This window comes from Pleomorphomonas koreensis DSM 23070 (genome assembly GCF_000425185.1).
GTDB lineage: Bacteria > Pseudomonadota > Alphaproteobacteria > Rhizobiales > Pleomorphomonadaceae > Pleomorphomonas > Pleomorphomonas koreensis.
Window position 1 is genome coordinate 268424 of sequence record NZ_AULH01000007.1, and the last position, 22107, is coordinate 290530.

The 22107-nt window shown below is 66.7% G+C and carries 18 protein-coding genes and 1 pseudogene; 7 read left to right on the top strand and 12 right to left on the bottom strand.

The genetic code is table 11. The features are described from left to right. The first annotated feature begins 8 nt into the window (after positions 1 to 8). The 5 genes from H512_RS0106495 to recO all read left to right on the top strand — a co-directional run bounded on the left by H512_RS0106495 (position 9) and on the right by recO (position 5101). The gene (locus H512_RS0106495) at positions 9 to 1106 is read left to right on the top strand and encodes a branched-chain amino acid ABC transporter substrate-binding protein (protein WP_026782774.1); all 1098 of its coding nucleotides are present in this window, start codon (positions 9 to 11) and stop codon (positions 1104 to 1106) included. Positions 1107 to 1275: 169 nt separating this feature from the next. Then, positions 1276 to 2859 carry a Ppx/GppA phosphatase family protein gene (locus H512_RS26260; RefSeq protein WP_084798333.1) on the top strand — a complete coding sequence of 528 codons (1584 nt, stop codon included), beginning with the start codon at positions 1276 to 1278 and terminating at the stop codon, positions 2857 to 2859. Further along, entirely contained in the window at positions 2852 to 3601 is a 750-nt protein-coding gene (locus H512_RS0106505; RefSeq protein WP_026782775.1) for an RlmE family RNA methyltransferase, read from the top strand. The genes H512_RS26260 and H512_RS0106505 overlap by 8 nt, the downstream gene beginning before the upstream one ends. Next, positions 3598 to 4221 carry a regulatory protein RecX gene (locus H512_RS22840; protein WP_053239624.1) on the top strand — a complete coding sequence of 208 codons (624 nt, stop codon included), beginning with the start codon at positions 3598 to 3600 and terminating at the stop codon, positions 4219 to 4221. Before H512_RS0106505 ends, H512_RS22840 begins: the two co-directional genes overlap by 4 nt. 139 nt (positions 4222 to 4360) lie before the next feature. Then, the gene (gene recO / locus H512_RS0106515) at positions 4361 to 5101 is read left to right on the top strand and encodes a DNA repair protein RecO (protein WP_026782776.1); all 741 of its coding nucleotides are present in this window, start codon (positions 4361 to 4363) and stop codon (positions 5099 to 5101) included. Between the two features lie 6 nt (positions 5102 to 5107). Here the strand turns inward: recO and H512_RS0106520 are convergent, their stop codons facing one another. Together H512_RS0106520 and H512_RS0106525 are read right to left on the bottom strand one after the other, a co-directional pair. After that, positions 5108 to 6733 (bottom strand): AMP-binding protein, encoded by a 1626-nt coding sequence (locus tag H512_RS0106520; RefSeq protein WP_026782777.1) that lies wholly within the window; start codon positions 6731 to 6733, stop codon positions 5108 to 5110. Between the two features lie 25 nt (positions 6734 to 6758). Continuing rightward, positions 6759 to 8582, bottom strand: a complete 1824-nt coding sequence (locus H512_RS0106525; protein ID WP_026782778.1) for an extracellular solute-binding protein — start codon at positions 8580 to 8582, stop codon at positions 6759 to 6761. 361 nt (positions 8583 to 8943) lie between these two features. Between H512_RS0106525 and H512_RS22845 the strand changes: the two genes are divergently transcribed. Then, the gene (locus tag H512_RS22845; RefSeq protein ID WP_169507131.1) at positions 8944 to 9624 is read left to right on the top strand and encodes an invasion associated locus B family protein; all 681 of its coding nucleotides are present in this window, start codon (positions 8944 to 8946) and stop codon (positions 9622 to 9624) included. Between the two features lie 157 nt (positions 9625 to 9781). Here the strand turns inward: H512_RS22845 and H512_RS0106535 are convergent, their stop codons facing one another. Further along, on the bottom strand, positions 9782 to 11224 hold the full coding sequence (locus H512_RS0106535; RefSeq protein WP_026782779.1) for a catalase: 1443 nt from the start codon (positions 11222 to 11224) through the stop codon (positions 9782 to 9784). Positions 11225 to 11351: 127 nt separating this feature from the next. Here H512_RS0106535 and H512_RS22850 point away from each other — a divergent pair, with 127 nt between their 5' ends. Next, positions 11352 to 12266 carry a hydrogen peroxide-inducible genes activator gene (locus H512_RS22850; RefSeq protein ID WP_036790266.1) on the top strand — a complete coding sequence of 305 codons (915 nt, stop codon included), beginning with the start codon at positions 11352 to 11354 and terminating at the stop codon, positions 12264 to 12266. A 55-nt stretch (positions 12267 to 12321) separates the two neighbouring features. Here H512_RS22850 and H512_RS22855 read toward each other — a convergent pair. The 9 genes and pseudogenes from H512_RS22855 to H512_RS0106585 all read right to left on the bottom strand — a co-directional run. Next, positions 12322 to 13056: pseudogene (locus H512_RS22855) on the bottom strand (cytochrome-c peroxidase); the annotation flags it as partial. Positions 13057 to 13241: 185 nt separating this feature from the next. Then, positions 13242 to 16454 (bottom strand): phage tail length tape measure family protein, encoded by a 3213-nt coding sequence (locus tag H512_RS25650; RefSeq protein ID WP_053239626.1) that lies wholly within the window; start codon positions 16452 to 16454, stop codon positions 13242 to 13244. A 111-nt stretch (positions 16455 to 16565) separates the two neighbouring features. After that, positions 16566 to 17456 carry a Mu-like prophage major head subunit gpT family protein gene (locus H512_RS0106555; protein ID WP_026782780.1) on the bottom strand — a complete coding sequence of 297 codons (891 nt, stop codon included), beginning with the start codon at positions 17454 to 17456 and terminating at the stop codon, positions 16566 to 16568. Positions 17457 to 17460: 4 nt separating this feature from the next. After that, the gene (locus H512_RS25655) at positions 17461 to 18492 is read right to left on the bottom strand and encodes a phage protease (RefSeq protein WP_053239627.1); all 1032 of its coding nucleotides are present in this window, start codon (positions 18490 to 18492) and stop codon (positions 17461 to 17463) included. After that, the gene (locus H512_RS0106565; protein WP_026782781.1) at positions 18489 to 18842 is read right to left on the bottom strand and encodes a hypothetical protein; all 354 of its coding nucleotides are present in this window, start codon (positions 18840 to 18842) and stop codon (positions 18489 to 18491) included. The genes H512_RS25655 and H512_RS0106565 overlap by 4 nt, the downstream gene beginning before the upstream one ends. A gap of 377 nt (positions 18843 to 19219) precedes the next feature. Next, the gene (locus tag H512_RS25660) at positions 19220 to 19792 is read right to left on the bottom strand and encodes a DNA-binding protein (RefSeq protein WP_053239628.1); all 573 of its coding nucleotides are present in this window, start codon (positions 19790 to 19792) and stop codon (positions 19220 to 19222) included. Next, the gene (locus tag H512_RS0106575; protein ID WP_026782782.1) at positions 19789 to 20190 is read right to left on the bottom strand and encodes a hypothetical protein; all 402 of its coding nucleotides are present in this window, start codon (positions 20188 to 20190) and stop codon (positions 19789 to 19791) included. Before H512_RS0106575 ends, H512_RS25660 begins: the two co-directional genes overlap by 4 nt. Continuing rightward, positions 20187 to 21101, bottom strand: coding sequence for a hypothetical protein (locus H512_RS0106580; protein WP_156899399.1), 915 nt, complete (start codon positions 21099 to 21101; stop codon positions 20187 to 20189). The genes H512_RS0106575 and H512_RS0106580 overlap by 4 nt, the downstream gene beginning before the upstream one ends. Continuing rightward, positions 21052 to 21501: a hypothetical protein gene (locus tag H512_RS0106585; RefSeq protein ID WP_156899401.1), complete on the bottom strand. Its 450-nt coding sequence runs from the start codon at positions 21499 to 21501 to the stop codon at positions 21052 to 21054. The genes H512_RS0106580 and H512_RS0106585 overlap by 50 nt, the downstream gene beginning before the upstream one ends. Positions 21502 to 22107 lie beyond the last annotated feature (606 nt).

A 22107-nucleotide genomic window follows, 5' to 3' on the forward strand; every position in this document is an offset into this window, starting at 1 on the left:
GCGAAGTGATGGGCGCACGGTTGCATGTTCTGCTGGTGGCGGCGCTTGCCGTCGCTTCCCTCTCTCCGGCGCGGGCCGACGTGACGATCGGCATCGCCGGTCCGATGGCCGGCAGTTTCGCCGACGTCGGCCGCGACATCCGCGCCGGTGTCGAGATCGCCGTGGCGGCGGCCAACGCCCGCGGCGGCATCAAGGGCGAGACGATCCGCACCGTGGCCGTTGACGACAAGTGCGAGGCGGAGACCGGCGCGGCGGTGGCCAACCAGTTGATCGGCAAGGGCGTCCGGGCGGTGATCGGCCACGCCTGCACGGCGGCGGCGCTGCCGGCGGCGCGGGTCTACGGCCAGAATGGCGTGCTGTTCCTGTCGCCGGCCGCCACCAATCCGCGCCTCACCGACGAGAACATCGGGCCGGGCGTGTTCCGCCTCGCCATCCGCTCCGACCGCGAGGGCCAGGCGATCGCCGCCTATCTCGGCGACCGCTTCAAGGGCAAGCGGGTGGCCTTCGTCCACGACGGCAGCGTCTATGGCCAGGGGCTGGTCGAAGAGGCGGGCAAGCTGTTCGCCCAGGCCGGCGGCGCCGTGGCGATGACCGAAGCCTTCACGCCCGGCGAAAAAAGCCAGAACAATCTGATCGGCAAGATCCAGGACGCCGCCGTGTCGGCGGTGGTGATGGGCGCGCTGCAAGCCGACGCGGCGGTGATCGCCGGCGAGGTGAAGGCGCGCGGCCTCAACGTGGCGCTGATCGGCAACGAGGCGCTGGCGCTGGCCGAATTCAAGGCGCTGGCCGGCGACGCCGCCGAGGGCACGGTGTTCTTCCTGCCCTTCGTCGACAAGTCGCGGCCCGAGGCGGTCGACCTTCTCCTGTCGCTCGAGGAGCGGCAGCTGATGCCGACCAACACGCTGTTCACCGCCCATGCCGCGACGGAAGCGGCGATCGCCGCGCTGGCGAACGGTGGCGACCTCGCTGCCGAGGCCGCCTTCCTGCGCCAGAGCGGCGCTGCCACGGTGATCGGCAAGGTGAGCTTCGACGGCAAGGGCGACTGGCGCGAGGCGGCCTACAAGCCTCAGGTGTGGCGCGGCGACGCCTTCGTGCCGCTGCCCTGACGGCGGCCATCGCCGGAGCGGTCCGCCGCCTCGCGAGGCTTTTACTGGCGTTTGCCATCGGCAACTGGTACTGTCGCCGCGACGACAAACGAGCAAGCGTGCCGCTCGAGCCCCCGTGCCATTCCCTCCGGGAAGACGCGCGGATGATGGCCGGGGCCTTCCACAGCGGATGGCGCCGGCTCCCGGATCGCGGCGCGCCGGAGTGATCTCAGTGGGTGACGCGGGCGATCGAAGCGACCGCGCAGACCCCACGCGAGGACGTGCCGACCCCGCCACCCCGGCGGCGGACGGAGCGTCTGGTGCCCTGTCGAAGCGGGCGGCGCGACGCCGCCGCAAGCGCCGGCCCGGTTCGGGCGCGGCGGGCGACAAGGCCTCGGTGGGACATGCGCCGACGGCGGGCGACAGGCAACCGGAGCGGGCACCGCTGCCGGTCCGTGGCGATTCACCGGCCAATTCCTCTCCCGACAAGGCCGAAGCCGCCTCCGGCCGGCCGCGCGAGGAGGGTGCGCGGCGGCGCCGGCGGCGTGGCCCTGCCAAGGGCGCCCTGCGCGGCGTGCGCAAGCCCGGCCGCGAGGATGGCCGCGACGACGGTCGCCCCGACGAGGGACGCGGCCGCGACGGCGAGCGCCGCAAGGGCGGCGAACGGCACGCCGAGGCCGGCGAGGCGCCGGCCATCAACGGCGCCGCAATCAACGGTCATCATCACGGCCACCGTCGCGGCGTGGCGGCGACCGGGCCGCTCTACGCGGCGCTCGACCTCGGCACCAATAACTGCCGCCTGCTGGTGGCCGAGCCGCAGGATCGCGGCTTCCGTGTCGTCGACGCCTATTCGCGCATCGTCCGGCTGGGCGAGGGCATCGGCCGCACCGGCCGGCTTTCGGAGGCCGCCATGGACCGCGCCGTCGACGCGCTGGCCATCTGTCGCGGCAAGCTGGCCGACCTCAGGGTGCGCAAGATGCGGCTGATCGCCACCGAGGCCTGCCGGCAGGCCGACAACGGCGCGCTGTTCCTCGACCGGGTGCGCAAGGAGACCGGCCTCAGCCTGGAGATCGTCAGCCGCGAGACCGAGGCGCGCCTCGCCGTCGCCGGCTGCGCCACGCTGATCGATCCGCGCTCTGAGGGCGTGCTGCTGTTCGACATCGGCGGCGGCTCGTCGGAGCTGGTCTGGCTCGATCTTCGGCGGCGCGGCGAGGCGCGCGGCTTCGCGCTCACCCGCTTCATCCGCAGCTGGACGTCGCTGCCGGTCGGTGTCGTCACGCTTTCCGAGCGGCACGGCGGCCACGTGGTGACCGAGGCGGTCTACAACGACATGGTCGACGAGGTGAGCGGCCTGATCGACGGCTATGAGGGCATGGACGGGGCGGCCGAACTGGTGGCCGCCGGCACCGCCCACATGCTCGGCACCTCCGGCACGGTGACGACGCTGGCCGGCATCCACCTCGGTCTCAAGCGCTACGACCGCCGCCGCGTCGACGGCGTCTGGATGGACGGCGGCGAGGTGGACGACATGATCCGCCGCCTGATCGACATGGGCTACGATCAGCGCGTCGCCAACCCCTGCATCGGTGCGGACCGCGCCGACCTGGTGCTGGCCGGCTGCGCCATTCTCGAAGCCATCCGCCGCAAGTGGCCGTGCGAGCGGCTGCGCGTCGCCGATCGCGGCCTCCGCGAAGGCATTCTGGTCGAACTCATGGCCCGCGACGGCGTCTGGCGCCGCCGGCCTCAGCCGCCAAGGACGGAAGCGCATGTCTGACAAGGGCAAGACCACCGGCTCCGACAAGCCCAAGGGCAAGGGCCGCGCCGATACCGGCCTCAAGGTGAAGGTGAAGACGGCGCGCGGCCGCACCGCCTCGTCGGTGCGCTGGCTGCAACGCCAGCTCAACGATCCCTATGTCGTCAAGGCACGCAAGGAGGGCTGGCGCTCGCGCGCCGCCTTCAAGCTGATCGAGATCGACGAGAAATATCACCTCCTGAAGCCCGGCAACCGGGTGGTCGACCTCGGCGCGGCGCCCGGCGGCTGGTGCCAGGTGGCGGCGAAGAAGACCGGCTCGACGCCGGGCAATCCGCTGATCGTCGGCATCGACTATCTGGAGATGGACGGCGTGCCGGGCGTTGCGCTGCTGCAGAAGGATTTCCTCGACGAGGACGCGCCGGCGGCGCTGATGGCGGCGCTCGGCGGCCATGCGCCCGACGTGGTGCTGTCCGACATGGCGGCGCCGACCACCGGCCACCACAAGACCGACCATCTCCGCACCACCCACCTCTGCGAGGTGGCGGCGGCCTTCGCCGTCGACGTGCTGCGTCCGGGCGGCGCCTTCGTCGCCAAGGTGTTCCGCGGCGGCACCGAGAACGAGCTGCTGGCCATGCTGAAGCAGAACTTCGCGCAGGTGTTCCACTTCAAGCCGCCGTCGTCGCGCCAGGAGAGCGTCGAGATGTATGTCGTCGCCAGGGGCTTCAAGGGGCGTCAGGAGGCGGCGGAGGACGGGCGGCCGTGAGCGGCGTCCCGACCGACGATGACGACGACGGCTGGGGCCGCATTCCCGACGCGCCTGACGGCGCGCCGCGGTCGGCGCCGACCGATCCGCGGAAGCTCCGCGACAAGCTGCGCCGCTCGGGCTTTGCCTATCTCCAGCGCTACTCGTCGTCGGAGGCGCATTTCTCCGGGCTGATGGAGAAGAAGCTCCGGCGCTGGGAGGCGGCCGGCTACGTGGCGCTCGGCGAGGCGAGTGTCGCCGACCTTGTGTCCGAACTGGCGCGCGAGTTTCGCGAGCTTGGCCTGATCGACGATGCCGGCTTCGCCGCCTCGCGCGTCGCCTCGGCCCGGCGCAAGGGCACCTCGCGGCTGAAGATCGCCCTCGGCCTGCGGGCCAAGGGCGTCGACGGCGATCTGGCCCAGACGGTCATCGCTGAGGAGGGCACCGACGAGACGGTGGCGGCCCTGCGCTTCTGCCGCCGCCGGCGCATCGGCCCCTGGCGGCGCGGCGAGCGGCCGGACCGCGACGGCCTCAACCGCGAGATCGCCGTGCTGGTGCGGCAGGGCTTTGCCGCTCAGCTTGCCCGCAGCGTCGTGCTACTGTCGCTGCCGGAGGCCGAGGAGAAGCTCGAGGCGGACTGAGACCAAGAGGCATCGAAAATGACCCCCAGGTATTCCGCTTGTCGATTTCTCGTGCCCCTGATGCAAATGAGACATCGGCAATGGCCGCAATGAGCGGATGCGTCCGCGTCTTCGCGAATTGGTGTGACGGGTCGACGAGATGGAATGGGTGTCGGAAGCGCTGCTGATCGGCCTTCGCCCGCATGGCGAGACCAGCGCGGTGATCGAGGTGATGACGCCCGGGCACGGCCGCCATCTCGGCCTCGTCAAGGGCGCCCGCTCGCGGCGCCTGCAACCGGTTCTCCAGGCCGGCAACTCGCTGACCGTCACCTGGCGGGCGAGGCTCGAAACGCATCTCGGCCTGTTCGTCGTCGAGCTGGAGCGGGCGCGGGCGGCCCGGCTGATGGAGAGCGCCGCCGGCGTGTTCGGCGTGCAGATCGTCGCCGGCCACCTGCGGCTCCTGGCCGAGCGCGAGGCGCATGCCGGCCTTTATCGGGCGGCCGAGACGCTGCTCGACCATCTCGACGGCCTGCTGCAATCGGCGGCGCTGGTCGCCCGCTTCGAGCTGATGCTGCTCGATGAGCTGGGCTTCGGGCTCGATCTTTCGAGTTGCGCCGCCACCGGCCGCAGCGACGATCTCTGCTTCGTCAGCCCGAAATCGGCGCGGGCGGTGTGCCGCGAGGCAGGCGCGCCCTATGCCGACCGCCTGCTGGCGCTGCCGGCCTTCCTGCTGCCCGGCGCCGAGGGGGCGCCCGACGCCGCCGATGTGGCGGCGGCACTGAAACTCACCGGCTTCTTCCTCGACCGTCACGTCGTCGGACCCAGAGCGGTCGACCTGCCGCCGGCACGGGCGCAACTGGTCGCCAAGCTTGAGGCGGAACAGCGGGCTGGTTCCTCGTAGCCTCCGTCAGGCGACGGCCGCCAGGAACAGCGCCTCGCGGCGCACCGAGCCGTCGGCATTGCGAGGGATTTCCGGCACCGACAAGAGCGCCACCGGCCGGTCGAGCTTGCCGGCCGCCTCGCCGTCGAGCCAAGCCAGCAACTCGGCGAGTTGCGGCCGCTCGCCGGGCTTTGGTACCACGGCGAGGCCGATGCGGTGGCCGACCGGGCCGGCGTCGATCGGGAACACGGCGGCGTCCTCGACGCCCTCGTAGCGGCGGAACAGCGCATCGAGCCGCCGCGGCGACACGGTGATGCCGGCGACGCCGATGGTCTCGCCGAGCGTACCGGTGATCATTAACCGGCCTTCGTGCTCCTCGACGGCGAGACCGGTACGCAGGAAGCCGTCGGAGGTAACGCCGAGCAGGGCGCCGCGCCGGCCGGACTGCGGCTCGGGCCAGGGCGCGTCGGGAATGGCGGCACCGCCCAGCAGCAGTTCGCCCTCCGCCTTGCGGCTTCTCGCGCCGGCCTTCGGCCGGATTCGCGCCTCGAACAGCGCCGGTGCGTCGTCGTAGCCGCCCATGCGCGCCTCGCCGAGCGGCAGCGCCACCATGGCGCCGCCGGCGTCGCGGGCGCGCGGGATCAGGCAGAGGCCGCCGAGCGTGACGAGATCGACGGTGCGGGCGGCCGGCGCCGGCATAAGGCCAAGGCCGGCGCCGACCGCCGAGAAGGCGACCGGCCGGTCGAGGGCGGCGGCGAGCGGGGCGACGATCGCCTCCGGCAGCACGACGCGGTCGGCGCCGGCGCTCTCCACGGCGCCGGCAAGGCCGGCAAGCGAGGTGCCGTGATGGAAGGCGACGTGGCCGCCCGCCATCAGCGCGGTGGCGATGGCGCCGGCCATCGAGGCGAGGCTGGCCGGATGCATGGTGGACAGCACGGTCTCCGGCGCGGCGACGCCGGCTTCCATGAGATGGCCGGCGGCGATCGCCGTCAGCTGGTTGTGGCTGTAGGGGACGATCAGCAGTTCGTCGTCGGGCGTGCGCGCCATCGACAGCAGCGCGACATGATCGGCCGCCACGCCGCGCCGCGTCACCTCGGGCGGCGGCCCGAGCGCGTCGACGTCGGCCAGCACCTCGGTGAGATCGATCAGTCCGTCCGGCTGGCCGTCGCCGACGGCGAACACGAAGCGGATGGCGAAGGTGTCGGCGGCGACGTCGCGCACCAGTTCGCCCGACGGCTCGTTCTCGATCTCCGAGGCGGTGACCATCGCCTTGATCGACGCCGCCTCGATGGCCGCCTCGATCTCCGATTTCGTCCAGTAGACCGGCAGCGGCGCCACCACCAGGCCGGCCTTCAGCGCCGCGAAGATGACGATCGCCGCGTCGGCGCAGGGCGGCAGGTGGATGCCGAGCACCATGTCGGGCCGGAGGCCGACGGTGGCGAAGAAGGCGGCGAGGCCGTCGATGCGCCTGACGGCGTCGGCAAAGCTGTAGTGAGCCGACAGGCCCGGCACAGCGCCGGCGCCGACGTCCTCGAAGGCGGTGGTGGCCGGCGCGGCGGCGGCGGCGCGGCGCATCAGCTCGTCGAGCGTCACCTGGCTCCAGGCGCCGGAGGCAACGCAGGCTTCGGCTCGTTGTTCGGACGTCAGGATCATGGCGCGTTTCCCAATTTGCCTAGCGTCAGGACTTGGCGTCCGCCCACCAGGCGGACGGCTGGATACCGGCGATCGACGTCGCCTCGGGCCGGCGGATGCGCACCCAGCGGGCGACGAGATCCTCGGGCAGGTGATAGAGCGGCACGCAGTAGACGCCGGAGATCAACAGGCGGTCGAGGGCGCGGACGGCGGTCTCGAACTCTTCGCGCTCGGTGGCGGCGAGCAGCGCGTCGATCATGGCGTCGATGGCCGGGCTCGACGCGCCGGCATAGTTGAAGGTGCCCTCGGTGACCGCCGCCTTCTGCGACCAGCGATTGACCTGCTCGTTGCCGGGCGACAGCGACGCCGTCCAGATCATCTGCAGCATGTCGAAGTCGAAGGTCTTCTGGCGGTCGTAATATTGCGTCGAATCGACGAGCCGTACAGCCATGTCGATGCCGATCAGCTTCAGCGTCGCCTGATAGGCGAGGGCGAGGCGCTCCTCGTCCGGCACCTTGGCCATGAACTCGAAGGCGAAGGCTTGCCCGTTGGCGTCGACCAGCCGGCGGCCGTCGAGCTTCCAGCCGGCCTGGTTCATGAGATCGAGGGCGGCGCGCAGGGCCTTGCGGTCACGGCCGGAGCCGTCGCTGACCGGCGGCGCATAGGTGCCGGCCATGACCTCCGGCAGCACCAGATCCTGGTAGGGAGCGAGCAGCGCCTTCTCGGCCTCGGAGGCCGGGACGCCGAGCGCCGACAGGCTGGAGCCCTCGAAATAGGAGCCGGTGCGGGCATAGGCGCCGTAGTAGAGCGTGCGGTTGACCGCCTCGAAGTCGAACAGCAGCGTCAGCGCCTGCCGTACGCGGATATCCTTGAACAGCTCGCGGCGGGTGTTGAAGACGAAGCCGGTCATGCCCTTGGGCGTGCCGGTCTTCACCTTCTCCATGACGACGCGGCCGTCGCGCACGGCCGGGAAATCGTAGGCCTTGGCCCAGTGGCCGGGGTCGCTGTCCATGTAGAGGTCGAAGGTGCCGGTCTTGAAGGCCTCGAAATAGGCGGTGGCGTCCTTGAAATACTCGATGCGGATCTCGTCGAAATTGTCGAGGCCACGCTTGATCGGCAGATCCTTGGCCCAGTAGTCCGGGTTGCGCTTCAGCACCACCTGCCGGCCCTCGTCGATGCTGTCGATCACGTAGGGGCCGGAGCCGAGGAGCGGCTTCATCGACGACTGGTCGAAGGTGGCGGCGTCGATGGCGTGGCGGGGCAGGATCGGCGTGAAGCCGCCGATCAACAGCGGCAGCTCGCGGTCGGCGCCGTCGGCGAAGGAGAAGCGCAGCGTGCGCTCGCCGACGCGGTCGACCGACACCACCTTGTCGAAGCGGCGCTTGTAGACCGGCCGGCCCTTGTTCTTCAGGAGATCGACGGTGAACAGCACGTCGTCGACGGTCACCGGCTGGCCGTCGGAGAAGGCGGCGCGCGGGTTCAGCGTGAACTCGACCCAGGCCCGGTCGGCCGGCATCTCGACACCCTCGGCGAGAAGGCCGTAGAGCGAGAAGGCCTCGTCGGCCGAGCGCTGCAGCAGCGTGTCCCAGACGTTGTTGCCGTAGAGCGTGTCGGAGAGGCCGCGCGGCGCGTTGCCCTTGACGATGAACGGGTTGAGGCTGTCGAAGGAGCCGGGGAAGCCGAGGGCGAAGGTGCCGCCCTTCGGCGCGTCCGGATCGGCATAGGGCAGGTGCGGAAAATCGGCCGGCAGGGCCGGTATGCCATGCATGGCAATGCCATGGGTCGGCGCGGCGCGGGCCGGCAGCGACAGCAGGAGGCCGGCGCCGACGGTGCCAAGACAGAAGACGCGGCGGGTGATGACGCAGGACATGAACCGGGGTTCCGTTCGGACGCGAATCTTTCCGGAACGTTAACACGTCCATCCCCGCTTGGAGCCGTCAATTTTGGCCGGCCGGCCGCCGGTCCACCGCCGGAACGCTTCGCCGGCCGACGAATTTCCGGCCGGGGACGCGGGGCCACCGTGTTGCCCAAATTTGCCGTCATCGGGTTCTCCGAGCGCCCAAGGCGCGGGCAGGGTGAGCCCCGCGCGCCGCAGGGCGGAGAAAAGTCACTTTCGGCAGGCTTCCGGGGTTCGGATTGCGCGAAGCGCTGTTGACAAGTCGATCGAAATCAGACGATCGGTAGCGCCAATGGCGTGTGCTAGAGATCGACGCATGCAAAGGATTGGGCGAATGGCAACGGTTACTTCCCTCAGGACCATGGTCTTTCTGGCGGCGCTGGCGCTGCCCGCGGCCACCGCGCTGGCGCAGGACAAGCCGGCCGCTCCGGCCGACGCGGCTCCCGCCGACAACGCCGCTTCGGCGCCGAGCGACGATGCCAACAATCCCTGGAACAAGCTCTGCGGCCAGGACGCCCGCACCAAGAAGCAGGTCTGCTTTACCGTGCGCGAGCTGCGTACCGACAGCGGCCAGTTCCTGGCCTCGGCCGGCGTGCGCGAGGTGGACGGCGAGACGCGCAAGATCCTGCTGGTGCAGACGCCGGTCGGCATGCTGATCCAGCCGGGCATCCGCGTGCAGGTCGATCAGAACACCCAGGTGCCGGGCAAGTACACCATCTGCATGCCCAATGCCTGCTTCGCCGAGATCCCGATCACCGACGACTTCACCGCCTCGATGAAGAAGGGCAAGGACCTGATCATCACCACGCAGAATCAGCAGGCCAAGGCGCTGAACTTCCCGATCTCGCTGACCGGCTTCACGGCGTCCTACGCCGGTCCGGCGATCGACACGGCGGCGCTGCAGCGCCAGCGCGAACAGCTCGCCTCCGAGGTGCAGCGCAAGGCCAAGGAAGCGCAGCAGAAGCTGCTCGACGCGCAGAACGCCGCCTCCGGCGCCGGTGCCGCCAAGCCCTGAGCTTCAGGGGCCCATTGAAGACATTCGAGCCCGGCCGGGGAAACCCGGCCGGGCTTTTTCATGCCGGGCTTTCCGGCGAGAGCGGCTGGCGGCCGCCGCCGGCTTGCAGGCCCGGCGGCGACCGCGCCATTTGCCGGCGACGGGGCTGTGCGCCGGCTCAGCTTATGCCGAGGGCATCCCTGACGCCCGCCGCGTAGGCCGGATCGACCTTGGCGAAATGGCCGAGCTGGCGGTCGACGATGTCGCGCGGCACGCCGGCCATGGCGGCGGCGATGTTCTGGAGCAGGCGCTGGCGCTGCCCGTCGTCGAACAGGCGGAACAGAGCGGCGGCCTGGCCGTAGTCGTCGTTGCCCTCGCGATGGTCGTAGCGGTCGGCGTCGCCGGAGATGCGCAGCGGCGGCTCGCGGAACTCCGGCGCCTGACGCGGCCCGCCGAAGCTGTTCGGCTCGTAGTAGGCGTCCGGATTGGGCTTGTTGGGCATGAAGTTCATGGCGCCGTCCTTGTGGTAGTGGTGGACGGGGCATTTCGGCGCGTTGACCGGCAGCGCCTCGTAGTGGGTGCCGAGCCGGTGGCGGTGGGCGTCGGCATAGGAGAACAGGCGGGCCTGCAACATCTTGTCGGGCGAGAAGCCGACGCCGGGCACGATGTTGGACGGCGAGAAGGCGGCCTGCTCGATCTCGTTGAAATAGTTGTCGGCGTTGCGGTTGAGTTCGAGGATGCCGACCTCAATCAGCGGATAGTCGGCGTGCGGCCAGACCTTGGTCAGGTCGAACGGGTTGTAGGGCGTCGTCTCGGCTTCCAGCTCGGGCATGATCTGCACATAGAAGCGCCAGCGCGGATAGTCGCCGGCCTCGATGGCGCCGAACAGGTCCTCCTGCGTCGATTCGCGCGTCCGGCCGACCACCTCGGCCGCCTCGGCGTTGGTGTAGTGGCGGTGGCCCTGCATCGTCTTGAAGTGGAACTTGACCCAGAAGCGCTCGCCGTCCGCGTTGATGAAGGAATAGGTGTGCGAGCCGAAGCCGTCGATATGGCGGACGTCGGTCGGCAGGCCGCGGTCGGAGAACAGGATGGTCACCTGGTGAATGCTCTCCGGGCTGAGCGACCAGAAGTCCCACATGGCGGTGGCCGAGCGGAGGTTGGTCTTCGGATGGCGCTTCTGGGTGTGGATGAAGTCCGGGAACTTCAGCGGATCACGGACGAAGAACACCGGCGTGTTGTTGCCGACGAGGTCCCAGTTGCCTTCCTCGGTGTAGAACTTCAGCGCGAAGCCGCGCACGTCGCGCTCGGCATCGGCGGCGCCCAGCTCACCGGCCACCGTCGAGAAGCGCATCAGCAGCGGCGTCTTCTTGCCGACCTCGGAGAACGGTCTGGCGCGCGTGTAGCGGGTGATGTCCTGCGTCACCGTCAGTTCGCCGAAGGCGCCCCAGCCCTTGGCGTGGACGACGCGCTCGGGAATGCGCTCGCGATTCTGGTGGGCAAGCTTCTCGATCAGCTGCCAGTCCTGCATCAGCACCGGGCCGCGCAAGCCGGCGGTCAACGAATTCTGGTTGTCGGCGATCGGGCTGCCGGCGGTGGTGGTCTGGATCGGTCTGTCGGTCAAGGCGGGTCTCCCTGCATGAGAACGGACGCGGCGCCGGCAGGCCGGCATCGCCTCTCCGCATCGACATGACGGCATTTCTTAGAATCATTCCAATTGCATTATCCGACCAGGCTGATAGGATTTTCCTATGAGGATCACCCTGCGCCAGCTCCGCTATCTCGACGCGCTCGCCGCCGAGGGGCATTTCGGCCGTGCCGCCGAGCGGGTTTCGGTCAGCCAGCCGGCGCTGTCGGCGCAGATCCGCGAGCTTGAGGAGGCGCTCGGCTGTCCCCTGGTCGAGCGTGCCGCCGCCGGCGCCCGCCTGACACCGGCCGGCGAGGCCATCGTCGGGCGTGGCCGCCGCATTCTCGCCGAGGTGGGCGACCTCGAGGCTTATGCCCGCGCCGCCGCAGACCCGGCCACCGGCGCGCTGAAGCTAGGCATCATCCCGTCGATCGGTCCCTATCTCTTGCCGAAGCTGCTGCCGGCCATCGCCGACGCCTTCCCGGCGCTCAGGGTCGGCGTACGCGAGACGGTGACGGCGACGTTGGTCGGCGAATTGCAGGCCGGCGGCCTCGATCTGGTCATCGCCAGCCTGCCGCTCGGCGATCCGTCCTTCGTGGAAGTGCCGGCATTCGCCGATGCCTTCCTGCTGGCGACGCCGGCGACGGGGCCGCTGTCGCTCGGCGCCTTCGACAGCGCCGCCGACATCCCGACCGAGGCGCTGCTGCTGCTCGAGGACGGCCATTGCCTGCGCGACCAGACGCTGGCCTCCTGCGGCGCCCTCGACGCCCGCCGGCTGACGCGGGCCGGCGTCACCTCGCTCGCCACCATCCTGCAACTGGTGGCGGCGGGGCAGGGGATCACGCTGTTGCCGGAGCTGTTTCTCGCCGCGACGCCGCTCGACGCCGACCGGGTGCGCCTGCGCCGGCTGTCGCGGCCCGAGCCGCACCGCACCATCGGCCTCGCCTGGCGCCGCACCAGCCCGCTCGCTCCGCTCTGCGAGCGAATCGCCGGCCTGATGCCGGGGCTGAAGCCGGCCGCCGACCGCCTGCCGGCATGAAAAAAGCCGGCCCCGTGGGGCCGGCCGTGAGGCAATCGATCATCGCGATGGCAGATTACTTGGCGATGACCTCGGCGGTCGGCCGCGGCGTGGTCGCCGTCTCCGGCGGCAGCACCGGGTATTCGACCGGACGCAGCTCGCCGGTCAGCGCCGTCAGGAAGGAGGCGATGGCCGTGGTCTCGTCGTCGTTGAGTTCGGCGCCGAGCTGGGCCGATCCCATGATGGCGACGGCCTGCTTCAGATCCCAGACCTTGCCCGAGTGGAAGTAGGGCGCGGTCAGCGCGACGTTGCGCAGCGGCGCGGCGCGGAAGACATACTCGTCGTCCGCCGTCTTGGTGACCGAGAAGCGGCCCTTGTCGCCTTCCGGCAGGACGTCCGAACCCGGCCGCTCGACGACGCCGAACGGATAGTAGTCATGGCCGCCGAAGTTGACGCCGGAATGGCAGGCCGAGCAGCCCTTTTCCATGAACAGGTTGAGGCCGGTCTTCTGCACCTCGGTCATGGCGTTGTCGTCGCCTTCGAGCCAGCGGTCGAAGGGCGAGGCCGGCGTCAGCAGCGTCACCTCGAAGGCCTCGATGGCCTTGGCGACGTTGTCGAAGGTGACGGGCGACGGATCGCCGGGGAAGGCGAGCTTGAACCAGTCGTTGTAGAGCGGCATGCTGGTCAGCGTGGCGATCACCTTGTCGGGCGTGCTCGCCATCTCGACGCCGGCCTGGATCGGGCCCTTGGCCTGGGCCTTCAGATCCTCGGCGCGGCCGTCCCAGATGTAGCGCGCAAAATCAAATGGCGCTCTGCGCAAGATCACTTGGCACCAGATTAGGCGGCCGAATCGACCCGCTTTGGACGTCTGTTTAAACGGTCGAAAAACGCCGTTTGAAATGGCCTCGTAAACCGGCTGCTAGAGACGCCGTTTTGAGGCTGCCGGAATGACGCTAACGGGGCTACTGATAGCACCCCGCCGGGTCATTTCACAACCTACCTTGGGATACCCCTGGAGCGCACCCCGAACTTCTGGCGCATGGCGCGATCGGCTCCGCCACCTGGCGTCGTCATCGCGTCGCCTACCGCATCCGACAGCACGAACTTTTCCTGCCGTCGACCGCGGCTGTCGCGCGTCGTCTCGTGTTCCACCCTAGAGCCGTTTGTGTTGATGATCTGGATGCTCGTCCCCGAATCCTGTCCGCCCTGGCCGTCCCACGAGGCCCGAACGCCGAGCCGGCCGGAGCGGTCCCGCGTCAGCGGGAAAATACCCTCGGGTTCGCCCGCTTCGCCCATCACGCCAGCACCCTTGGCAAAGGCGAACGTCGTGGGCGTCGAAACCACCTGGTTGGCGTAGGAATGAAGGCCACGGCCGCCCGGTATGCCGCCCAACGCATAGAGCGAGAACGCCGAGCTGTTGTCGGCACCCCAACCGCTGCCGCCGAATAGTCCGCCGATGCCCGACAACAGCGACGACCAGAACCCGCCGCCCGACGATCCGCCCGCGCTGGAAATACCGTCGAGCAATTGTCCAAGCACCGAACCCAACCCCGGAATGAACTGGTCGGCGATGCCGGCAACGCCGTTTCTGAGCACCGAGAATTCAGCGCTGAGACCGGAAACCTGTTGTTCAGCCCATCCAGTGCCGTAGGATGAGGCACTGTCCGGAATGCCGCCGGTCTTTGCGCCTTTGGCACTGCTGGCGAAGCTCTCCAGGCCCGTCGTAGCCGTACCGAGCGCCGCGTTGAACTTGTCGACGTAGGCGCTGCCAGTGGTGCCGAGAATGTCCGTTGCGGCGGCACCGGCCGCCAGAGGCCGGCCTGTGAACCATGCACTGGCCGCGTCGTTGGCATTGCCGAACCGACTGAGGTAGCCGCCGAAAATTCGGTTGAACACGGCATCCTGGGCCGAAGGATCAGCCAGGAAGGCCGATGGCGTCATGGCGTAGCCGAGCGTCTGCTGTGTCCATGGGCCGACGTTCGCCCCCATCACGCCATAGCGACCATAGGCCCGGTCCCCCGTCGCGGTCACCGGCCCAAGTGCGCCGTAGCGCCCGCTGCTTTCAAGCTTGGCGATAGCCTCGCGGTATTTGGCCAGAAGGTCGGACCCGCCGACCAAGCCAAGACTTGGGGAGTTTGCCGGAGTGAGATTGCCGAACAGGCCACCACCAGCGCCGACACCGCCGAAGGTCACGAACACCGGATTTGCGGCGGAAGCGCCGCGCGCGCCATCCCCCAAGAGGCCGGAAACCATCTCGCCGAACAGGCCACCGCCGGCCTCGCCGGACCGCCCGAGCAAGCCTTGTGTTAGCTGGTCGGTGATGATGTTGGATGACCAGCTCTTGAACGCGTCGCCGATCGCGTTCCAATCGCCTTCCAACGCCGATCCAAGCGCCGATTTTGTCGCCGACCGAAGGCCGTCCATGCGGCCTATGGTCTCCTGCTGCGCCTTCGCCAGCTTGTCCAGGTCGCCAGCGGCGGCACCGTAACGGCTCCCCACCTCGGCAATGGTGCGGGCGAGTTCCGGCGTGATCTGGACGCCAGCGCGGGCATACTCGTTGTAGAGCCGCATCTGTTCGGTGAGATTGGCGGCGTCTCCGGCCGAAAGGCCAAAGGTCGCGCGCTGCAAGGCAACGGCCCGTTCAAGCTCGGAAGTCGAACGCGCGGCATCCTGAAGCGGTTGAAGCAAAGCGCGTCGGCGGGCCGTCTCAATTTCCAAAGCCTCGGCCTGCCTGTAGAGGTCGATCGCGTCCGTCGCGCCATAGGTCTTTGTGATCAGCTCGTCATACCGGGCGGTAATCGACTTGATCGTTGCATCGAGCCCCATTAGGCCGGTGGATGCGGCGGCGCGCTGTGCCTGTTTCAGGGCTTCCGTCGCGGCCTTGAGTTCGTCCGCGCTGTAGTCGAGGGAACGGCGGGGATCGTCTTGCGGCAGGATGGAAGGCGGCAACATACCGACCGCATCGGTGCTCGCACCCATGGCGTACGGGTCGTTTTCCCGGCCGCGCCAGCGATCTGCAATCGCCCGCATCGCCGGATCGGCCATCAGGCTGGTGTTCCGGATGCGATCCAGCGCCGTTTGGGTTTCGGCCATCGCATCAGTGAGACCGAGCCAATAATCGGTGATCTCGCTGATGTTCTCGACGCCGGAGTTCTTGAGGTCGGTCAGTCCGTCGCGGAAGACGCGAACCTGCGGATCGCTGCGCTCGATCGAGGCGGCGAACTCGTCGAAGATCGTCTTCAGCCCCTTCTCCGAGTCCGGAGCCCATGAGTTGGGATTATTGAACAGAAACAGCTCGTTTTGGATGTCCGCCGCCTGCTTCTGCAGATCCTCCCGAAGGCTTTTGACGTTGAGCTTGCTCTGGGCGGCCAGAACGTTGGCCGTGTCCTGGGCGTAGCCCTGGGCGGCATCCCCCGCGCCCTTGAAGCGTTTGGCGATCTCCGACACCAGATCGGCTTGCCGTTTCAGATCATCTTCCAGGCTGTCAGCGCCGGAGTTCCACGACGCAAAGAACTGGATAGCCGCCGCGCCGGCAGCCGTCAGGCCCACGGTTGCAAGCGAAAGCGGCGAAAGCAGCCCGACGAAAGCCGCGCCGAGACCTGCAATGGGCCGCTCCATGGTGGAAAGTACACTCGACAGCTGCGCGCCCTGCTGAAGGCCGATCATCAGGGGATTCATCCCCATGGCGGCTGTGACGCCGATATCCTGAAACTGCGCGGCAATGTTGGCAGTCTGGAAGGCACCGGCTGAGCCGTAGGTCGGTCCGAGCGGGTTGATTGTTGCCTGCTGTCGGAGCGCCAGGTTGCGCCCTTTGATGGCGTCGATCGACGCCAAGGTTGCCTGCCGATGCCGGGAAAGCGCGGCTGTCATTTCATCCGTCGAAAGCGCACCCATGGCGTGCGCCGTGCGGATTTCGACCTGAGCGGACTTGTAAGATTGGATGGCGGCGAACACCGGATTGTACTTGGCCCTGAGGTTGTCGAGCGCCATACCCTCGGAGGCAAGAATTCCAGTCCACAGCTTGGCTTTCTCGTTGGCGGCCGTGTCATGTAGGCCACCGAGCGCGCCATCAAGGGTCTGCACCTTGGGCGTTGCCTGTCCGGCCGCCTCGCCGATCGACTGAACCGCCTGCCGCGCCTCGCTCGCTCCTGCCTTGGCGCGGGCGGCGTCGAGGTCGACGCCGATGGATACCCTGAAATTCTGTGCCATGGCGCTAACCCCTCAAAAAAACGCTCCGGCCGGCCTGGCGCTCTAGGCGCTCTGCCAGCCGGAGCGGCCACTCCCGATGCGCAACACCGCAAACACACCGGGCGACAGGCATTACTCCACCCAAGGCGACATGATCACTTCGACCGTCTTGTACCAAGGGTTACTGGCCCCGGCGGCATTGGTCGCCGAGTTGATCAGCGTCAGGGCCTTTTCCTCGTTCGCCGGGCCGACAACCAGAACGGTCGGCTTGATGGCAAGCGGGCGGCCTCCGTCACCCTTGAGGCTTTGCATGGCGACGCGCGCCAGGCTGTAGTTGGTCGGCGTCAGATCGGCCTTGGAGCCGAATGCGAGCTGCCAAAGGCCGTATCCAGCCGCGCACCGACCATCGACGCCGTAGATGAACTCCTTGTTGAAGAACACGTTATCGTCGGAAAGGTCAGTCTTGGTTTGGAGGTTGTACGGCCGGCGCTCCTGGTAGACGAGTGGCCGAATGGCGCGGCTCGTGTCGAGCAGGTACCAGGGCTCGCCGGAGCCGGCCTGCATGTTCGACACCGACGTTTCCTCGCCGTCCTTCATCACCGGATGATCGGTGTCGAAGAAGTACTGCCCGTCAAAGCATTCGGTGGCGAAGCCGGCGCCGAGGGTCGAAAACACCAGCTCGTCAGGATGCACGGCCGCCGCGCGGCCCATCTCCTGCATGAGCGGCGCGAAGACGCCATACTTGTCGTCCTCGATCTTCTCGCGCTGAACACCGATGGTGTTCTCGAACGACCGATTGCCGATCGTGTAGCCGTTGGCCGAAATGCTGTTGATGATGCGCGGCCCGATCCACTCGCGCATACCGGGGATCTGGTTCAGCCAGCCATAGACCTCGTCCTGGGCCGACGAAGGAACGCGCATGGCAACCGTCGACCAAGCGGGCTTGGCGTCGGCGAAGCCCTGCGAGAAGGCCCCGTTGAAGCCGGTGAAGATGAAGTCGAGATTTTGGCGGTTGATGATCATCGGCTTAGGCCTCTTCATCGGCCGCGCCACGGCGGGCGGCGGCATAGGTGGCGGGGCTCAACCCCATGTTCTTGCAGACTTCCTCTTCCTCGGCGGAAAGCGTCTGGCTGTGTTCGGAATGGGACGAGCGCTTGCCGATCGTCATCGGCTCGACAATCCGATTGAAGGCCGGCCCGACGCGTCTCAAGAAGGCGTCGAACTGCGGCGTGTTGACCGTGCAAAGCGAAACGGCCCAATCCTTGAGATAGGGCGGAAGGCTTCCCTTGCTGATTTCCATGGAAACGCGGTGTTCCGCCGCTTCCATGGTCACGCCCTGCCGAAGCTTGTTGGCATCGGCAACCACTCGCTCAAAGTCGCCGATCGGCACATACTTCGTCGGATCGAAATCGGGGGCATGAGCGGCCAGAGTGGTATCACCCGAAAGAACGGCGATTTCGGCAGTATGGGCCGAAAGGTCGCGAAGCCGCGCCAGGACAATGCCTTGGTCGGTCGTTTCCGGCAGGCCGAGAAGCGCGGCCGCGCTGCGGACCTTGGCCGCGAGCTGATCGGATTTCATGGAAGGTTCCTCCGCCTGCGAGAGCGCGGTGAGTTGGTCAAGGTTGGGATTGTTGGTGAGCGCGGCATTAAGAATCGACTTGATCACACCGTCGCTCGTGTGGCGGAAAACCGGGGAAATGTAGCGGTATTCCCGCTTTTCAACGCGTTCGGCTCCGGCCTCGGTCCATTCGACCTTGCCCCAGATGCCATCTTCACGCGCCTGCATGCCGACAATCCAGCCGGCCGCCGGAGCTGGCTGCCCGTTGTCTTTCGCCTTGAGCGTCTGGTGCTCGTAATCGACTACCATTTTCCGCTTGCCGGCGTAGGCGCGGCTGGTGTTGATGACGGCATCGGCGCTTTCGAGGCGGTATGGCCCCCGGCCGTCGCGGCCCCAGAACTCGCCCGATGGGATCAGATGCACCCAAGAGGTCGTAGGGCCGGCCTGCTCCGACATGAGCGCGACGGAAAGGGAGTTGCTGGCCTCGCCGAACTTGCTCACCGGCCGTACTCCCTGCGCTTCTGCGAGGAAGGTCCACCCGCTTTGCCCGCCTGAAACGGCTTCTGATGACGCGCTACTGTTGCGACATCGATATGAAGAGTTCGGGCAATCTCTTGCTGTTTCATACCCTTGGCGGATAGGTAGCGACTGAGAAATTTCTTACCGAGCGGGACCTTGAATACCCCGCCGCAGAAATACTCCCCAATCTCCAGCGCGGCTTCCTCACCGATCTCTTTGACGACGGAGCTATTTTTGTAGACTCTGTGTCGGCCCACCTGGATTTGCGAACCACCCAAGGCGAGAAGCAAGCTGGCTGTCTTGTCGATTCCAATGAGATCGACAAACACCATGATTTCGTCTGGAATTGGCGCCGAGCGAACAGCGCCTCGGATAGTCCATGTCTGTTCCATGCCGCACATACTGGGGGGTAATGCACGGAAAAACTTCCCACGTGTTTGCGGTAGGGTCGGCAATATCTGAGAGTTTTGGCCCTCATTCGGACCGCGTAAGGCGCGCTTCTCTGAAGCCGCCAGAGGCGCGCAAAACACTCGCCGCGCCTGTTTCGCCCAAAATGAGCGCCCATGGCAGGGCCGTCAATCCCCCTTACCACCGGAGCCGCAACCCCCAAAAACCCGTCAGCGGCCAAATTTCCCCGTTTGAAACTCGTTTTAATGCCCGCTCGTCCCGAGGCACCGCATCTCAAGCCCCGGAACGTCGTTTTCACAGCCTAAACCCGGTTGGCGATGCCGAACCGGATCATCACCCGCGCCGCCTCTTCCACGTCGGGCAACACCACGCCGGGCGGCAGGTAGTCGGGCAGCATGTCCCATGCCTCGCCAAGCGTCGGCGCGTCGTCGCTCCTGAGGATCCTCATCAGCGGCAGCACCCAAGGCGGCGCGGTGTTCTCCGGCACCTTCTCCGGCAGTGGCGGCGCATCGGGAAGGCCGATCATCGCCGGAACGATGGCGTCGATCGGCGGCAGGTCGAGCACCCGGCCTATCAGCGCGTCGAAGGTCCGGTCGGGCAGGCTCGACACATGATAGGCGAAGTGCCAGCGCCGTTCGCCTTGCACCTTGCGCTTAAGCCACCCTTCGGCCGTCGCCTTTCGGGCGATCGCCGCCTTGCCCGCCGGCAGGCCCGGCAGGCGCTTGGCGTCCAGCTCGGCGGCCGACATCCACTCCTGGATAGCCCACCGCTCCCGAACGATCCGGATCAGCATGGCCTCCAGGTACGTCAGCCGCCGCTGGGCATAGGCCCACACGTCGGCGTCAACCGTCACCGTCAGGTCGAAAGTCGTCATGGCCTTCCCCTGTCTTGAGGCAGGAGGCCGGCGCGCTTCATCAGCTCCTCAATCAGCGCGTCGGTTGGAACGCCGCTGAAATCGATCTTGACCGAGTCCGACCGCACCGGCTCGGTGCCGATGCCTTCGGCCGCGAAGCTGTCGAATCGCTTCTTGACCTCCATGCGCTCGGCGAGCAGCCCGGCGGCGCGTAGCTTCATCTCGTCGTCGGTGATGAAGGGCAGCAGGGCGAACAGGTGGTATTCGAAGCCGCCGCCCTTGGCGAGGCGGACGCGTATGAAGGCTTCGTCATGGAACGGCCTCTCTGCCCTTATCCAGGAGTTGACCGCGTGTTTGCTGTTCAGATGGCCGATCAGGCCCAACGAGGCGATCTCGGTCGGGGAAAGCCACTCTTTCATGGCCGCACCTCCCGATCAGGAGAGGGCCGACAGATCGCTGGAACCCGAACGATCAGCCGCTTGTCGCGCGGACGGGTCAAGTCGACGCGGATTTCCGTTGCGGTTGGAAAGGTCTCGATCAGCCGGCCGAGCGGTCGACGTTCAAGCCGAATTCGTGGCCTTACCGTTGGCTTCCTCTTTGACCTCGTGATGGTCTTGCAGCGTGTCTTGGCGACTTCGGGAAGGGCGTCGATATGGTACTCGTACCCGCCGCCCGACCCAATGCGGTGGCGACAAAGCTTCGGATACTTCCGAAGCAGGGTATTTCTCAGGTATCTGCTAATGCTGCTTCTATCAGCAGGGAAGCCGGGCAGATTCATGTCTGCGATTTCCTGCGCACTGAACCATGCCAGATGATCGACATTGGAAAGGAATTCGGTGATAACGGTTCGGTGATAAAGGAAGGCGTGACCCATCCCATGACGCCGAAAGAGCATCGGATTTTCCTCGACGCCGTCCCGTCGAAACTTGGCTTGCAGGGAGTCAATATCCCTCGGCAATCCACTCAGGTTCATGTCGATGATCTCTTGGGCTGTGATCCAGTTTAGAGGATCATCAAGCGCCGGCAGAATGATGCTCTTGTGATACTCAACACCGCCTCCAGCCTTCTTTCGGGGTCGGCACAGTTGCTTGTTCAAGTTGATGCCATTCGCCTTCGCGTAATAGTGCACGCCTGAGGTAGTTTGCGGAAACCCAGAGATCTTCAGCGCGGCTATCTCTTTCGCGCTCATCCACTCTCTCAGTTCTTTTGTCATCTTCCAGACTCCAGAAAGATCAAGGGCACGGCCGATGCCGTGCCCGTTGGATTGCGTTCCGTGAGGATCAGCCGGCAGCGGCTCTGCCGCGCCGCCCCTCTCTTCCTGTGCGGGCATCCGGCGTCTTCGCCTTGTTCAGCTCCCTGACGACGCGCTGCACGATATCGGCGTCCACCTTCAGGGCGGCGGCGATCTCCTCCGAGCGAATGGATTCGATTTCCTCCTCGACCATCGATCTGGCGCGGTTAATTTGCTCGACCTCCGCGGCAATCCGGGCGGTCTCCGCGGCGGCATCGCTCTCCGGCATAAACTCAGGGAAGACCTTTTCCACCTCCTTGAGCGCGTCCACCTTCTCCCACATCAGAATACTGATGCCGTCAGCATATGAGCCGACAATCGACGACTCATAGTGGAGCGCATTCACGAGAAGGACAGTCAGCGCTTCCATCCCCATGATCGTTTCGGACAGCTGGTTCGTCGCGACCTTGTAGGTCTCGGAATTGGTAAGGGCAGTCATGGTGGTCTCCACGTATTGCTTTGCGAGCAACTCCGCGATCGGCGCGGGCCGGGGGCGCAAACCGTACGTGGACGGTGACATGGGCTTTAGGATTTCTCCCTGGACATACCCCATATCCCCCCGGCCGCCGAATGCGCGGCCGTGTCCGGAGTCCACCGGACAAACAAAAAAAGCGCCGTTGAGGCGCGTGTAAAGGGATCGCCTGACGGCTTCCCGATGCACCATGCCTAGGTGGCGCGACCCACCACGTTCAGAGTTTGCGACTCCACTTGTAAAGATAGGCCGATTTGGCTATTTTCACAAGGCGAAATCGCGCGCCGATCAATTGTCGGAAAACCGCCATTTGCCCCGATAGACAAATTCGCATCCGATTGCGAATTGAAAGGCCTTCCCCCAACATACCCGATCAATTCCGCAGATCCGCAGATTTGATCGCGCTAATATACGGCAGCCGTCTGCCGTAATATACTGCCATAATTTGGCAGTATGTTTAGGCTACGTTTGGAGTGCATTTTAGACCACCATTACGACTCACGTTAATGCGTATGTTCGTGCGTCTTTTCGTGCCATTATTAGTGCGTCTGATCGTGTAGTTTGTTGAGTATA